The sequence below is a fragment of the Shewanella sairae genome (genome assembly GCF_023283535.1).
In the GTDB taxonomy this organism is placed as follows: Bacteria; Pseudomonadota; Gammaproteobacteria; order Enterobacterales; family Shewanellaceae; genus Shewanella; species Shewanella sairae.
Window position 1 is genome coordinate 76,733 of record NZ_JAKILT010000005.1, and the last position, 15,695, is coordinate 92,427.

Sequence of the window (15,695 nt, forward strand, 5' to 3'; positions counted from 1 at the left end):
GCAGTGATGAGCTTGAAGTAATGACAATTAAACTACTGATAATTGAAGATAACAGTGATGTCGCGGGGATCCTTGGCGATTACTTTGAAGCCAAGGGGATGGAGCTGGATTTTGCCGATAACGGCGAGCTTGGGCTGTCACTTGCACAAGCTTTTGACTTTGACGCTATTATTCTCGATCTTATGTTGCCAAAGCTTGATGGCCTTAGTCTCTGCAAAGCCCTGCGTTCATTAGGGTGCAGCACGCCAATTTTAATGTTAACGGCATTAGATAATAAAGCTGACCTATTAATGGGTTTTGATTGTGGCGCCGATGACTACCTTGGTAAACCTTTCGACTTAGACGTTGTTGATGCCCGCATACAAGCTTTAATCAAACGCCACCGGGGTGAAGTCGCTCAAGGTTCACTTAAATTCGGTGATATTGAAATCAATATCGCTAAGCACCAAGCATCGCGCCAAAATATGCAGCTCGCGCTCACACCAATAACCTATCAAATCCTATTACTGTTAATCAAAAACGCACCGAATATTGTAAAACGTGAACAGATTATTGATGAGATATGGGGACAGTCTCCACCTAGCAGTGACATATTACGCAGCCACATGTATCAACTACGCAATCAGTTAGATAAACCTTTCAAACAACCTATGCTTGCGACCGTGCCGAAGGTTGGCTTTAGATTACAACTTGGAGATAAAGCGTGCTAAACGGCTTGTTCAACCGCACATCATCAGCCGTCAGTCTGCCACAAAAGCTGCTTATTTATTTTAGTGCAATCGCCCTAATGATCGGTCTAACCATTTACATCTTTATGCTTAGCTTAATGCAGTGGATTGAAGATGAAGTGAATCAACATGAATTAGAGGCCAGTGCACCATTTGCGATTAGCTTATTTCAGCAAGGAGCAAAACAACCGCTGCAGATAGGGTTACATGTTCAAGCATTTTACTCTCACGACTACATACCTGAAGCCTACGGCGACTTAAGTCAATTTCCTAGCGGCTTCTCCGGTGAGGTAGTAGATCGTGGCCAAGCAGGTATGCTGCACGAAATAGTTAGCTTTAAGTTATTTGAAGATGATAATCAAAGTAGTGAAAAAGAACTCTTTTTATATCGCAGTGAATTTGAGCTTGATGGTGATATTGAGCAACTCTATTTAATCATGCCGGCTGAAAATGTAGAACTCAGCGCTGAGGAATGGCAATCAATTAACTGGTTTGTACTTTTCTTTATTGGATCACTATTTTTATTATTTGGTTTTGCCATTCACAAGTTAAGCCGGCGTTTAGTTGAACCTGTAGAGCAGTTAGTTAAGCAGCTCAAATCCCCAGAAGAACACAAAACATTTTATGTACCAAAGCAATCAGCAACAGAGTTTAGCCAACTAACTCATAGTCTTAATGATTATCGTCAACAAAATGAAATGATGATCAAACAAGAGCAAGCTTTTGCTCGATATGCCAGTCATGAACTGCGCACACCTATAACGGTAATCAGCGGCGCAGCTAAGTTACAGGAGCAAAATAATACGCCAGAGTTTCAAGCTCGGCAGCGCGACAGAATCCAAAGAGCCGCTTATGAAATGCAAAATACCGTTGATGCGCTGCTCAGCATCGTCAAACAAGAAAAAGGCACGGCAAATAATGACGCTAGAACCTTAGAGAGCGCCGAAGTCGAACAAATTATTGCGCCATTACTTATTGCTGCAACCACAAAAAATATCAGCTTAACATTGAAGTTTGTGCAGGCACCAAAGATCAAACCCACCCCTTCGGTACTAAGAATGTTACTCAGCAATATCATTAACAATGCCATTAATGCCAGTGATTCAGGGGAAATTATCATTACTGTAGATGCACAACAAATCGATATTACAGATAAAGGTCGCGGACTTAGCGCATTAGAAACCCGCGATGAAAATAGCCATGGATTGGGGTTGTTAATTGTCGATAATCTATGTCAACGCTATCAATGGCAATTTAGTCTGGTAGATATAGAGCCAAAAGGCTGTCGAGCGCGGCTAACCTTTCCCAATGAAAGGCCTAATAGTTAAGCAATTAGTACTCAGCTCACCAAGCTACAACAGGCATTGTACTGATTGGTATTAAAATAACATTTAAGTGGCTAATCGCAGTCTATTACAGATTTCATTAGCGATACGGCGACTGAATATCACCGAAAGATGTAGAATAACGATAAAACGTTTGTTCTCGGCTATCGGCCAAATAGAGCTGCTACTTGGCACAACTGAAAAATCAAACGGCGTCCAAAAAGAGTATAACTTGACTTTTTCTAACACTGTTTCAGTTTTCGCTAGCTCAAGCAAAAAATCACTTTTGGGTCGTAACTGCTTAACCCCCTTTGAAGGGTAAGGTAAATAAGCCCAGTAACTGCCATTATGCGGAACAGATAAACCAAAAAATTGCTCAACTCGCGCCGCACCGCCCAAATATTGCATGTAATAACGGCCAACAATGCCGCCCATACTAAACCCCACCAGTACTATCTTAGCATTGGTACCAAATTGAGCATCAATTTGCTTAGCTAAGCTTACTGCAGCGATTTCGATACCATGACGTCCGTCAAAAGAGGCTAGTGTTGGTGAGAAACATTCATGCCCTGCTTGCTGGATCCGCCTTTTCAATACCCCCATCACATGGCCCGTATTAAATATGCCGTGCACCAATACCACTTTCATATGCCACTCCTTAGCAAATTCGCAAACATGCTCAATATTTAATATATAGCTCCATCAACCATACACAGCTTTAGCTAACTTTTATACCAAACCAGAAAATACCCTGTAGCAGCCAAAATTATGACTGTTAAGCTCTATTCTTCCGGGTGCTTCCAATAAGATTGGGGTATTTATTAATGCATTTTTGCTATCATTAGTCCGTCACCTCTGACAATCTTTCAAATGAGCCCATATTTATGTCGACCTTACCATCGAACCCAGCTGTTTTAGCTGTTTCTGAAGCATTAAGCCAAGCCATTGCCAAGCGTGCAGAGTTTCTGCAACAAGCAAAGACACAGCAAACTGATTGCTATCGCATCTTCCATGGCACAGTTGAAGGTTGCAATGGGCTCAATATCGATCGTTATGGTAGTGCTTGGCTTATCCAAAGCTTTCACCAATCGCTAACTGAAACCGAATTAACAGATATCACTGAGCAACTAAGCCTGCTTGCCGAGTTGCCAGTTATCTATAATGACCGCTCAGACAAAAACTCACGCGTATTAAACCCACTTGCTGGAGCATTGCAAGAGATTGCGACGAGTGAACAGCTCATGCAGGAAAATGGCATTAATTTCACCAGTAAGTTACGCCATGAAGGCCAAGACCCATTACTGTTTTTAGATATGCGCATTGGCCGCGAATATGTCGCAGCGAATAGCCAAGGCAAAAGCGTACTTAACCTGTTCTCTTATACCTGTGGCATTGGTACTGCAGCTGCCGTTGGCGGCGCAACACGTGTGGTTAACGTCGACTTCTCATCATTTGCTTTAGCAGCAGGCCGCAAAAACGCAGCGCTAAACCAAGCAGAGAATGTATGTGAGTTTATTCAAAGCGATGCCTTCCCAGCACTTAGACAGCTAGCAGGCCTTAAAGTCGGTGGTCGACGCAATCAAAAGCTGCCCGCTTATCCGAAACTCTCAGCAACCCAGTTTGATCTAGTGTTCCTTGACCCACCAAGATACGCTAAAAGCCCATTTGGTATTGTCGACTTAATTAACGACTACCAGAGCCTATTTAAGCCAGCACTGTTAACCACCAAAGCAGGCGGCACGATTGTGTGCTGCAATAACGTTGCTAAAGTTGACCGTGATGAATGGTTTGCCAGCCTTGTACGCTGTGTCGAAAAGCAAGGGCGTGAAGTGACTGAGCACACTTGGTTAGATTGCCATGAAGACTTCCCTTCATTTGATGGTAACCATCCATTAAAAATCGTTGCATTACAGCTTAGCTAATTACTCAACTTATATGGTTAAAAATGCAGGCGACAAACCTGCACTTTTAACCACCCCAAGCAAACCTTCTTTCCTAACCGCCATAAACATCAGTTTAATAAGCAATAATAAGCCCAGTTTCCGCAAAAAACACATCCGCTACAAAACGCAATTAACAAGCCTTTAAATGTATCATCAACTACTCACACAAATAAAATTAAACCCCTTAATATCAGCAAGATAAAATAAATATTCGCTAAAAATTTGTTTTTTATCACCTTGTATATAAATTAAGCTTTACTTTCTATATTAAAAGCATAAAATCCGCTTCCTCAAATCAACAGTCAAACCTTAAAAAGTATCAACCTATAGGAGATAGAGGTGGAAAATTCTGCCTGCAAACCATACAAAAACAGTACGTTCGTACCTGTTGCTGGTTTATCATTTTTCGCAATTGCCTCAGGCTTCTTAATGAGTCTAATTCCACTGTCATTGGCATCATTTGGCATGGATAGCTCGTTGGTCGCATGGTTAGCGAGCATCTTCTATTTGGGTATTTTAGTCGGTACGACCTGTATTCAGAATATCGTGGCCAAAGTCGGCCACCGATTTTCGTTGATCTTATTCTTAACCATGCTAACGCTAACAATTGTGGCCATGCTTGCGATGCCTACCGGTCCGGTTTGGTTAGTATCTCGCTTTGTGGCAGGTTTTGCTGTTGCTGGCGTATTTGTGGTGGTCGAGTCTTGGTTGCTTATGGCTGACAGTGCTAAGCAAAGAGCCAAGCGTTTGGGTCTATATATGACATCGCTTTATGGCGGTAGCGCATTAGGGCAGCTAGCGATTGGTCCACTAGGTGTTAATGGCAACGGTCCATTCTACTGGGTAATCGGCTTATTAATGCTCGCTATCTTGCCACCTCTGCTAGTGAAAAAAGGCCAGCCAGAAGCGTTAGCACATCAAAAGATTAGCTTAAAAGAAGTCAAGAAAATCAGCTTGCCAGCGGTCATTGGCTGCTTAGTTTCAGGTATGTTGTTAGGCCCCATTTATGGCCTTATGCCAAGCTATATTAATGGTCAATTTGCCAGTAACGAGCGCACTGCCTTCTTGATGGCGATTATTATTTTAGGCGGTATGTTAGTGCAACCTTTGGTGAGTTATTTATCAACTCGCATTAGCAAAAGCTTGCTAATGGCACTATTTTGCTTATTAGGCACAATTGGTATCGTGGGGATCGCTGACGGCACTTCTGTCGCGTTCGTGACGACTTGCTATTTCTTACTGGGTGCAAGCTGCTTTGCGCTTTACCCAATCGCTATTACTCTCGCTTGTGAGACAATGGCACTGGAGAAGATCGTTGCTGCAACAGAGCTTATGCTCCTGAGCTACAGTGTCGGTTCTGTATTTGGTCCTGTGATTGCTGAGCACAGCAGTACCTCTGCGCATTCGCTTATCACCTACTTAGCAGTGGTGTTAACGACAACATCAATTTATATGTTGATTAAAAGCCTACAAAATACTCGTAGCGGCCACACTCCTGCTATTGGCTAATCAATTTAATAGATAACCCACACCGTAAAAGCGCAGCGACAGCTGCGCTTTTAGTTTTTGCGCCGCTGATAGATAACCATAATTTTTAGGGGCGATTTTTTATAAAAAAACCACTAAAATATGTCGAGATGACTCGCTTTATCGCAGACCAGACCATATCTAACATACTTAATCGTCAGAAATGGTCAGCAACAATTATCCAGCCAACGCTTTAGAGAACCCAATTAGTGAAATGTGCCCACTTTGATCAACAGCAGTGTCTTTCTTGTCGTCATATTCAGCAACCAATGCCAGAACAAGTCGATGCCAAGTCGCAGGTATTAACCCAACTGCTGAATAACTTCAGTGTTGAGCAATGGCACCAACCTGTATTTGGGCCAGATAGCGGTTTTAGGAATAAAGCTAAAATGGTGGTTCTCGGTGCTGCACACCAACCTATTTTAGGCATAGTGTCCCCCACAGGCGAACCAGTTAGCTTATGTGATTGCCAGCTTTATCCAGCCGATATGCAACAACTATTGCATCGCTTAGAGCTGTTTGTTCGTCAAGCTGGCATCCCGCCATACAATGTTGATAAAGCCAAAGGTGAGCTGAAATTTATTCTGTTGACCCGCAGCCAAATTAAAGGCGAGTACTTACTTCGCTTTGTGCTTAAATCCCATAAATCGATTGCACGCATTGAGCGCGAACTGCCGCAGTTACTGAGTGAGTACCCACAAATTAAAGTGGTATCAGTCAATATTCAGCCTGTGCATATGGCGATTTTGGAAGGTGAAGAAGAGATATTCTTAACCGAAGAAACACGTTTATCTGAACAGTTTAACGATGTGCCGCTGTTTATTCGCCCAAAGAGCTTCTTTCAAACTCATCCAGAGATCGCAGCCAAACTTTACCAAACGGCTCGCGAGTGGGTTGCTGAACTACAGCCGAGCTCCTTATGGGACCTTTTCTGTGGTGTAGGTGGTTTTGGGCTGCACTGCGCATCAAAAAGTATTCCACTAACAGGAATTGAAATCTCTAGCGAAGCCATTGCCTGCGCCAAAATTTCGGCTGAAGCCATGGGACTCACTCAAGTAAGCTTTACCGCACTGGATTCAACAGGCTTTGCACAAGGCTGTAATGCAACCGATAAACCTGATGTGGTCATTGTTAACCCACCACGTCGCGGCATTGGCAAAGACTTATGTGAATCACTGTCGGCATTTGCGCCTAAAGCCATTTTATATTCAAGCTGTAACCCGCACTCTTTAGCGAAAGACTTAGCCAACATTCAAGGCTATCGAGTCCAGAAAGTACAGTTATTTGATATGTTCCCGCACACAGATCATTTTGAAGTGTTAGTGATGCTAATTAAGCAATAATCAGCCAAGTATAATCATCAGTGCAGCAGGCTTACTTCGACAAAGCGCTAAGCCTGCGCATTTTCTTAGTTCTGTATTGCACCGTTCTCCCCTCAACTTTCCACCTGTAAGCTCTAAAACCCAGCATTATTAACTTCCTTTAAATTAGTAACATATGAACAACCAACCAGCAAAATATGATTAAAGTCACAAAAACATCGCTTTGAAACCACTAAATGTGATCACAACCAAGATAACGCGACATATTGTCCTTCCTTGGATATCATTATATAAATAAGCCAATTATAATAATGACTTAACCATTAAGGATATACTTATGAAAATCAGCGCACGCAACACACTAAACGGTACTATCAAGTCAATCGACGAAGGTTCAGTAAACAACGAAGTTGTTATCGAACTAGCACCAGGTGTTGAAATCACTTCTGTTGTAACTAAGAAATCTTGCGAGCAACTAGGTCTAGTTGTTGGTGGTCAAGCTTACGCGATCATCAAAGCAAGCAACGTAATGGTTGCTGTAGACTAAGCATATGCTTAATGAAAAAGCCGCAAACACTATCGTGGTTGCGGCTTTTTTGTTTTCAAAAGTCGAGATTAGCGATTAACTAAAAACATAATCGCCCCAATAATCACTAAAGAAACGCCTAGCAAAATAATGTACTTAATCCGCGTTGCGTACTTATAGGCAATTAAACCTGCATATTGGATATCAATATTTTCTGAGCTCTCAAAGCCTCTGCTCAAGGTCCAAGAAAATAAGCTCATACGCCCTCTACCTTGCTTAGCAAACACTTCCCATTGCGCTCTATCATGTTGTTTTAGCGTGCGGTTAAGCTCTGGCAGCCCCATAAAGGCAAGCCCTAAAAGTATCAACCCCGCTCCTACTGCTAACACTAGCATGACGCCCTCCATTGACGTTTTTTTGTACACACATGTACTAACATGAAATATTTGGCAAAAAATGTAAAGCCCCGACTCTTGGGTACTCAAGCGAGATGTTTACTTAAGGCTTCTAAATCCAGCATATTGTATAGGCGCATCGCTCGATAGTGCTTGCTGAGGCACATGTAGCAACCTTGGCTCGAGTATACTCGACGCTGTTTTTTTGCCACCACATCCACAGCCACCACTGGCACCACCACAACAGCCGCCTTTTTTTTCATGATTAATCGATCTTCGCCCTTGGCTAGCATCCACTAAACGGCAGCTTAAATCTTGTGCATTTTTCATCAACTCATCAATACTTAACGAGTTATCAGCCTGACTCACGCTGACTCCTGCATCAAGTAACTTACCTAGCATGCGCTCTCCGATAAACTGCACGATTACGATATCGGCCTTATGATCGGTGATTAGGTTTAACATCGCCTTTTTAGCACTACAACCGCCATCCTGAGCGGGATTCGCAACGCGAGTAATTAACTGCTGATGTTCATCATAAAAAGCGATTTCAGGCGCCTTGGTGAAGTGAGTCGCTAATCGGTCTCGGCTCATGGGAATTGCAATAATCATGGTAAATCCTTCTTCATGTTCTGGGGGAGTATAAGCGCCTTACCTTGAGTCACTGCTGTAGCAACTTTCTTACGTGCACTCGCTAATAAATAACCAAATGTTTGCCTAGAGATCCCCATTGACGCAGCCGCGTCTAGTTGACTCATTTTCAGCACGTCACCCAAATTTAACGCTTCAAACTCATCAGCTTCTAACTGAATTTTCTCAAGCTCAGTTGATGGGATCCCATTAGGTTTAAATAAACTACAAGGGACGCAGCTCGATAGATGACGGGATTTTTTAGGTCTAGACATACGTTCTGCCCCCTGATAATGCTGTTAAAATAAACTCGAAGTGCTCAATAAATTGCGCTTTTATCTGTTCATGCAGCAAATAGCTGCAATTATCATTACTGGCGTACGCCAATAACTCACATTATTAAATATGTTGTTACAGCAAACAGAGAGAGTAATCACACTCAAAAACATTCATCAAGCCTAAATAATCACCCGCTACATAAGAGCCGTGACGTCCAATTGCCAAGCTGGCTCCGCAAGCGGTAATTCAACTTATTTCTCAGCCTAAATAACGACAAACATCCCAGACTTTTGCGATCAAAACGGCAGTTTAGTATGTTGAACAAAGGCAAAATATGCACCTTAACCCGAACGCTTACCGCATAAGGTGTTAACATCAATATTACCTATGGCTCCATCGCTCTATTAGCGACGTACTTTATACTTGTAAGTAAGGCTATCTATTGGCTGCAACTAAGGCATTTCAGTGATCTCTAAACTACCAAAATGGGTTGAGTATGGCGCTTTCATTCTCGCTTTTACTGCAGGCAACGTTAACGCGATTGGCTTACTAGGATTTGAGCACCAGTCTGTTTCTCACCTATCAGGCACGGCAACGTTAGTGGGTACCCAGTTACTCAGTTCATCGCCAACTGTATTGTTTCATTTACTGGGAATTTTAATTAGCTTTGTGTTTGGCGCTACTCTATCAGGGGCTTTTTTATCGGGTAGCAGCGTCAAGCTCGGCCGCCATTATGACACCCTGTTACTTATCGAGGCTGGCTTTCTGCTGATTGCTATTTATCTACTGCAGGATGGCACTTACTATGGGCACTATATGGCATCTGCCGCCTGTGGATTGCAAAACGCGCTCGCGACCACCTATAGTGGCGCGATCGTCCGGACGACCCATGTAACAGGCATATTTACAGACTTAGGCATCATGCTCGGGGGCACTTTTAAAGGCGAGAAATTCGATAAACGTAAAGCGATTCTATTTATGCTTATCATTGCAGGTTTTATTTCTGGCGGCACATTAGGTGCCCTGCTTTTCAGTAAGTTGCAATTTTTTGCCCTATTGGCACCCGCTGCAATTTGTATTGCGTTAGCCATGAGTTATCGACTATTTAAAATAACGACAAGAACAAAAAAACTAAGCGAGTAAAGGCTATATTCCAGAGTTCTATATCAATGACTCAGCCCGGTACAACAAATACAAAAAAGCGCCTAACGGCGCTTTTACTTTACTTAAAACCATTACTGGTTAATCGTCACTTTTTCTACCACTATAACTTCTCTTGGCACATCATCATGATCGCCTTTAGAAGTTGTTTTAGCGCGGCCAATTTTTGTGACCACATCCATACCACTGGTCACTTGACCAAACACAGCATAACCCCAGCCAGCATTAGTGGTAGCAGTGTGATCCAAAAAGCTATTATCCGCTAAGTTGATAAAGAACTGACCCGTCGCAGAATGCGGCGCATCGGTGCGCGCCATAGCGATGCTACCACGCACATTCTTAAGACCACGGTTAGCTTCGTTAACGATAGCGGCACGAGTCGGTTTCTCTTCCATCTCAGCAGTAAAACCACCGCCTTGGATCATAAACCCTTTAATTACGCGATGAAAAATCGTGCCTTCGAAAAAACCATCTTGGCAATATTTCAGAAAGTTTTTAGCGCTGACAGGCGCTTTATCAAAATCCAGCGTGATCTCAATATCGCCTAAGTTAGTGGTAAATATAATCATGGAGGTAACCCCTTATCAAAAATTAGCGCGAAGGTATCACCTTTAGCGTTCGTTGACTGCAAAAATTAAAGCCTGTGGCTAATTCTAGTATGTCACTGGGTCAGCGTACACATTGTCATCGCTTCAATTAATTAGCTTAGTTTATCAAAATCTCGATATATCGCTGTATTAAGCAGTATTAAGCTGTATTAAGCAGTATTAAGCAGTATTAAGCAGTATTAAGCAGTATTAAGCAGTATTTTTGATTTTTAGCCGCTATCAATGCCATTAAAAACCAAAAACAACGCTCAAATACTGCAATCTAAATACAAAAACACTAAATCATAACAATAAACGTCAAAATTTTGCCTTAGCTATTGATTTTAAAGTTTTTATGTCGCAACCCTAAATAGTCTTATGCGGTATTAGTCACATTAAGTTACCGGTTTAGCTTATAAAATATGATCTAGCACACGCTTTTATCAACAAATAAAAAAACGACAACTTTGACTAAAATAGTCTTCCTTTAAGAGCAAAACATGACTAATCAACAAAACAGCTGTTTACAAAATAACGATCGTCGTCGCTTCCTAAAAACCACCACAGGTCTAGCCATCACAGCTGCCGGTGTCAGCTTATTACCAGCCAGTGCACAGGCAGGTAATGCCGAGTTTACTGAAGCATTTCACGGTAATCATTCTGATCATGGCTTTTGGAATAAAGTGCGCAAAGAGTTTGTATTAAACAAGCGCACCACTTATATGAATATCGGTACCTCTGGCAGCATGCCCAAAAGAGTACTTAAACAGTATAATAAAGCTAATGAACAAATATCTATCAATCCTTGGAACAGCAACGTTCCAACATTGGATTATGCTAAGCAAATAGCCCCAAGCTTTGGTGCTGACGAACACGAATTAGTCTTGTCACGCAACACTACTGACGGTGTTTCTACCATTATTAATGGCCTACAATTTGAATACGGCGATATCATCTTAACCACCAACCACGAGCACCCAGCGATCACCGTGCCGTTAAAGCACGTTGCCGAACGTTATGGTGCTGAAGTCATAGAGTTAACTCTCCCTGTTTATACACCTGATAATGAAGTCTGCGCTGATGATTTTGTCAATGTATTCAACGACGCGGTTAACCTCTATGGTAATCGTGTACGTTTAATCGCTTTCTCACATGTAACTTACACAACGGGTACAACATTACCTGCTAAGAAAATTTGTAAAAAGGTCGCGATTCCAAACGGTATTATTACCTTAATCGACGGCGCTCATACTCCAGGTATGTTCAACCTCGACTTCCACGACATCGACTGTGACTTCTACTCTGGTGCAGGTCATAAATGGCAGTGCGGCCCAGGAGCGACAGGCTTCTTGTATGTTCGCGACAATGCCAGCCGTTTATATGAGTTTTGGAGTGATAGAGAAACACCACTTTGGTTTATCAATAGCTCTTCTTCAGCCACGGCAGTACAGTCTAGGCTGCAATCTGTTGGTCAAGATAACTACCCTGCAAAACGTGCACTAGCAGATGCTTGTACTCTATGGGATGAAATCGGTCGTGATGCTATTGAAGAACGTATTCTTGACTTAAGCGCACTATGTAAGCGTGAACTGGCTAAGAAGTTTCCAGAGGCCATGATCTTCGCACCAAATGTTCGTCAACTTTCAAGTGGCTTAACCACCTTTAATCCATTTGAAGATGTACATGATATTGAGTTGCTGACAGAGTTTCGCGATCGCTTACATGAAGAATATGGCTACATAGTTAGAACCACGTCATTCAATATCGATCCAAGTGATATCTCTAAGACCTATTCGCTACGAGTATCAACTCATTTATTCCATGACGAAGACGATGTGAAAGGCTTAGTTCAAGCAATGAAGCAACTCTATCGTGAGATGAAGTAATCATTCTCACCAAGCCCATAAAAAATGGCCACACAATTCCAAGTGTGGCCATTTCGTTTTGCAGTAAGTAGAGTGATAAACCACTTAGGCTGGTTGCTTTAGCTCAACAGACTCTCTGCGCTGTTCATCTAATAACAACTGAGTAAACTCGGCTGCTGGGATTGGACGACTAAATAAGTATCCTTGGCCAAATTCACAATTATGTTGCTGCAAGAAGCTGGCTTGCTGCTCATCTTCAATCCCTTCTGCAACCACTTTCAGCTTAAGCGACTTTGCCATGGCTAAAATGGCCGACACTAGCGATTCATCAGATGAACTGGTAGTCATTTTATTAATAAAAGCACGATCAATTTTAAGTTTAGTAAACGAAAATCGCTGTAAGTAACTTAATGCTGAATAACCTGTACCAAAATCATCAATCGACAAGCCAATTCCTAGCTGCTTCAAGTAAGACAGCATTTTCATTAAGCTTCGCCCTTGATCGATTAACAAACTTTCAGTCACTTCCATATCAAGTTGAGACGCAGGCAAACCTGTTGCAACTAACACGGCAATAATGCGAGCCTGGAGCTGCTCGCAATACCTAAACTGCACACTAGAAAAGTTAATTGCAATTTTGATAGGGCTAATAGCCTGCCAAGCTGATGCCTGTGTACAGGCTTCTAATAACACCATATCGCCAAGACGATGAATCAAACCATTCTTTTCAGCCATAGGAATAAAATCTGCTGGCGATACAAAACCTAACTCACTATCAGTCCAACGCACCAGTGCTTCAGCTGCAACAATTTTACGACTATTAAGATCTAGAATAGGCTGGTAATAAACTTCAATATCATTCTGTAAAACAGCCTGATGCAAACGAACATTCAGTGCTAAATTACGTTCAACATCAAAATTCATACTGGTGTCATAAAAACTAAAGCCGTTACGCCCCATATCTTTTACGCGATATAAAGCGGTGTCAGCCAGTTTAAGTAAGGTTGTCGCGTTATGGCCGTCTTTAGGGTACGTAGACATACCAATACTGGTTGAAACAAAAAATTCTTGCTGCTCAATATTAAATGGTTTCTCAAATACTGACAAAATACTGGTTGCCACCAGTTTTGCCGCTTCTTGATGCTGAATATCTGGAACAATTACCAAAAACTCATCACCACCTAAACGCGCCACAATATCGGTACTACGTACTGATTTTAATAAACGCTCACTGGTTTGCTTCAGCAGCTCATCACCAGCATGATGACCAATGGTATCGTTAATCTGTTTAAAATTATCGATATCAATAAACAGCACTAATACTTGATTATTATTAGCCTGTGCATTACGTATTGCTTGTTGCAGTCGCTCCATACCGTAGGTACGATTCGCCAAGTTAGTAAGTTCATCATGGGTGGCTTGATGCGCCAACTTTTGCTCTGAAGCCCTACGTTTAGAGATCTCTTTATGAAGTAGACTATTTTGCTTTGCCAACTTTTGTTGTTGATCTGCGGCCAACTCAACTTGTGTTTTTAGTACCAAGTTCTTGTTATTAACCCGCATTAAATAAAACAAACCAATGAGCACTGGCAACGCTAATAAAGAAATCGCGGCAATAAACCAAGCCGATGTAAAAATATCTTGCTCACCAACAGGTTCAAACCAGCTCTCCAATTCAAAGGGTGTAGCTAATATGTTCTTTTTAAAATAGATTATTCTAGAAGAGTGATTTAGATCGGTTGCGACTCCAGCCTCAGTATTATCAACACAGAGCGCTTGTGAGTTCCATATCAGCAAGTCCCCTTTTGGGGTAAGCAATTTCAGACAACTGCCAGTATCGCTATGTTCTTGCGTTGAAAGCATATTAGTCAGTAATTCACTATTTAAGCTGGCAACCAAAATCGCTACTGGTGCATTTTGATGGTAAATAGTCTGCAATAGTTGGATATGCAAACCATCTTGGCTTTTAGCTAAATGGATCCTATTACTCGAACTTTCCATCTCCTTAAAAGGCAATTGGCTCACATCAAAAGGCTTGTCAGGTTGAGTATCGACAATAACCGTTTCACCTAAGCCTACAATGGTTATTCTAGAGTAGATAAGCTGACCATCCATTTTATTAGACTGGGAAAACTCATCTATTGTTCTGGTTAAACTAAACAAACTTGAACTTAAGCCATATCTTAACGACATTCCCGCGGCTAAATTTGAAAAATAAGTGTTCACATCCCGAACCTGACTAAGGTTGGCAATATTTTTCTCATTCGCATCAAAAAAGAAGCTTAAGTTCTCCGTGTAATTACTCACCCTGAGATTTAACGCACTATTCTGCGACTCTTTTAAACGGCTCTGACCTAAGTTAGCCACAGTTAAAATAAGAACTAAATAACCACTCAATACAATCCCAGCAATAATGATGACGGTTTTGCTGTTAAACCACTTTAGATATTTCATGTTATGTTTAATGTCTAGTATCTAGTGTCTAGCGACAGCCTGATTAAAGTAGTCCTGGTAATAATGGAAAACGGTTGGGTAGTACTTCTTAACTAAGCGGTTATAGCTGCCATCTGCGCGGATCATCTTTAAATACTGATTAAAGCTTTCTCTTAGCTCAGGCGAATCTTTACGAAAACCCATCGCCATCCTTTGCTCTTCAGAAATAGGTCCAATAATCTTTATCGCATTCGGCCACTTATCTATCGCAATAAGCGAATCAGCGACATCTAATAGCGTCGCTTCAGCGCCTATGCTTAATAAAAATGGCACCATTTCATTAAGCTGTAATTGTTTATTTGGCAAAATGACATTCGCCTTGGTCGCATAAAGATCGTAGAGGTCTGGGTCCAAACAAGACTGCTTCATTGCCAAAATATCTCGGTCTTTCAGCAAACCTTTTACCATCTTAATGTCATCAAAAATAAAACCACTTGGTGTAATTGGGGCTAACTCTGAATCAGTTCTAGCCACAAGCCAAACGGCTGAGGGGAAGTAATCATCTGAAAAAGCGACCATCTCACCGCGCCAATCTAGAATGGTTAACCCATTGGCAATCACATCACCGACAATCGGCTCAGGCTCGCCATACACCACTTGGTTATCAACAAATAATCCGTTTCGACCCGTTAACATGCCAAATACCGAGTTCCATTGAGCAGGTACAAACTCATATTCAACCCCAAGGTACTTAGCAAAGTTCTGCATTAATTCGATATCAAGCCCACTATGGTTAACCTTATTTCCCTCTTCATACTGAGAAACAAAGTTGGCATAAGGCACCCCCAAATGGCGTAATACCCCTTCTTCTTTAATGTCGGCTAAGTCCCTTGCCATAACATGTGTCACTGACATAAAGCCAAGTAAAATGATCAGTAACCGGGTTATAAACTTTGATTTCACTTGAACCTCCA

General features: G+C 41.9%; 15 protein-coding genes. 8 read left to right on the forward strand and 7 right to left on the reverse strand.

The features are described from left to right. Positions 1 to 20 precede the first annotated feature (20 nt). Together L2748_RS03350 and L2748_RS03355 are read left to right on the forward strand one after the other, a co-directional pair. Positions 21 to 710: a response regulator transcription factor gene (locus tag L2748_RS03350; protein ID WP_220778942.1), complete on the forward strand. Its 690-nt coding sequence runs from the start codon at positions 21 to 23 to the stop codon at positions 708 to 710. Beyond that, positions 704 to 2,056, forward strand: coding sequence for a sensor histidine kinase (locus L2748_RS03355; protein WP_246616075.1), 1,353 nt, complete (start codon positions 704 to 706; stop codon positions 2,054 to 2,056). Before L2748_RS03350 ends, L2748_RS03355 begins: the two co-directional genes overlap by 7 nt. 63 nt (positions 2,057 to 2,119) lie before the next feature. Here the strand turns inward: L2748_RS03355 and L2748_RS03360 are convergent, their stop codons facing one another. Beyond that, positions 2,120 to 2,701 (reverse strand): esterase/lipase family protein, encoded by a 582-nt coding sequence (locus tag L2748_RS03360; RefSeq protein ID WP_220778941.1) that lies wholly within the window; start codon positions 2,699 to 2,701, stop codon positions 2,120 to 2,122. A gap of 236 nt (positions 2,702 to 2,937) precedes the next feature. On the opposite strand from L2748_RS03360, the gene L2748_RS03365 reads away from it, so the two are divergent. From L2748_RS03365 to L2748_RS03380, 4 genes are all read left to right on the forward strand, one after another. After that, a complete protein-coding gene (locus tag L2748_RS03365; protein ID WP_220778940.1) occupies positions 2,938 to 3,975 on the forward strand; it encodes a class I SAM-dependent rRNA methyltransferase in 1,038 nt (345 codons plus the stop codon). A gap of 360 nt (positions 3,976 to 4,335) precedes the next feature. After that, positions 4,336 to 5,505 (forward strand): MFS transporter, encoded by a 1,170-nt coding sequence (locus tag L2748_RS03370; protein WP_220778939.1) that lies wholly within the window; start codon positions 4,336 to 4,338, stop codon positions 5,503 to 5,505. 227 nt (positions 5,506 to 5,732) lie between these two features. Beyond that, positions 5,733 to 6,866 carry a 23S rRNA (uracil(747)-C(5))-methyltransferase RlmC gene (gene rlmC / locus L2748_RS03375; RefSeq protein WP_220778937.1) on the forward strand — a complete coding sequence of 378 codons (1,134 nt, stop codon included), beginning with the start codon at positions 5,733 to 5,735 and terminating at the stop codon, positions 6,864 to 6,866. Between the two features lie 316 nt (positions 6,867 to 7,182). Further along, on the forward strand, positions 7,183 to 7,392 hold the full coding sequence (locus L2748_RS03380) for a TOBE domain-containing protein (protein WP_012278778.1): 210 nt from the start codon (positions 7,183 to 7,185) through the stop codon (positions 7,390 to 7,392). 68 nt (positions 7,393 to 7,460) lie between these two features. Here the strand turns inward: L2748_RS03380 and L2748_RS03385 are convergent, their stop codons facing one another. From L2748_RS03385 to L2748_RS03395, 3 genes are all read right to left on the reverse strand, one after another. Continuing rightward, entirely contained in the window at positions 7,461 to 7,766 is a 306-nt protein-coding gene (locus L2748_RS03385; protein ID WP_220778935.1) for a hypothetical protein, read from the reverse strand. A 99-nt stretch (positions 7,767 to 7,865) separates the two neighbouring features. Then, positions 7,866 to 8,378 carry a NifB/NifX family molybdenum-iron cluster-binding protein gene (locus L2748_RS03390; protein WP_220778934.1) on the reverse strand — a complete coding sequence of 171 codons (513 nt, stop codon included), beginning with the start codon at positions 8,376 to 8,378 and terminating at the stop codon, positions 7,866 to 7,868. Further along, positions 8,375 to 8,671 (reverse strand): DUF134 domain-containing protein, encoded by a 297-nt coding sequence (locus L2748_RS03395; RefSeq protein ID WP_220778933.1) that lies wholly within the window; start codon positions 8,669 to 8,671, stop codon positions 8,375 to 8,377. The genes L2748_RS03390 and L2748_RS03395 overlap by 4 nt, the downstream gene beginning before the upstream one ends. A gap of 469 nt (positions 8,672 to 9,140) precedes the next feature. Here L2748_RS03395 and L2748_RS03400 point away from each other — a divergent pair, with 469 nt between their 5' ends. Continuing rightward, positions 9,141 to 9,818 (forward strand): YoaK family protein, encoded by a 678-nt coding sequence (locus L2748_RS03400; RefSeq protein WP_220778931.1) that lies wholly within the window; start codon positions 9,141 to 9,143, stop codon positions 9,816 to 9,818. A 92-nt stretch (positions 9,819 to 9,910) separates the two neighbouring features. Here L2748_RS03400 and L2748_RS03405 read toward each other — a convergent pair whose 3' ends face one another. Next, positions 9,911 to 10,405 (reverse strand): peptidylprolyl isomerase, encoded by a 495-nt coding sequence (locus L2748_RS03405; protein ID WP_220778929.1) that lies wholly within the window; start codon positions 10,403 to 10,405, stop codon positions 9,911 to 9,913. A gap of 518 nt (positions 10,406 to 10,923) precedes the next feature. On the opposite strand from L2748_RS03405, the gene L2748_RS03410 reads away from it, so the two are divergent. Next, positions 10,924 to 12,309: an aminotransferase class V-fold PLP-dependent enzyme gene (locus L2748_RS03410; protein WP_220778928.1), complete on the forward strand. Its 1,386-nt coding sequence runs from the start codon at positions 10,924 to 10,926 to the stop codon at positions 12,307 to 12,309. Positions 12,310 to 12,393: 84 nt separating this feature from the next. Here L2748_RS03410 and L2748_RS24605 read toward each other — a convergent pair whose 3' ends face one another. Continuing rightward, complete coding sequence (locus tag L2748_RS24605) at positions 12,394 to 13,851, reverse strand: putative bifunctional diguanylate cyclase/phosphodiesterase (RefSeq protein ID WP_373317173.1); 1,458 nt, start codon at positions 13,849 to 13,851, stop codon at positions 12,394 to 12,396. A gap of 912 nt (positions 13,852 to 14,763) precedes the next feature. Continuing rightward, positions 14,764 to 15,684 (reverse strand): transporter substrate-binding domain-containing protein, encoded by a 921-nt coding sequence (locus tag L2748_RS03420; RefSeq protein WP_246616074.1) that lies wholly within the window; start codon positions 15,682 to 15,684, stop codon positions 14,764 to 14,766. Positions 15,685 to 15,695: the final 11 nt, after the last annotated feature.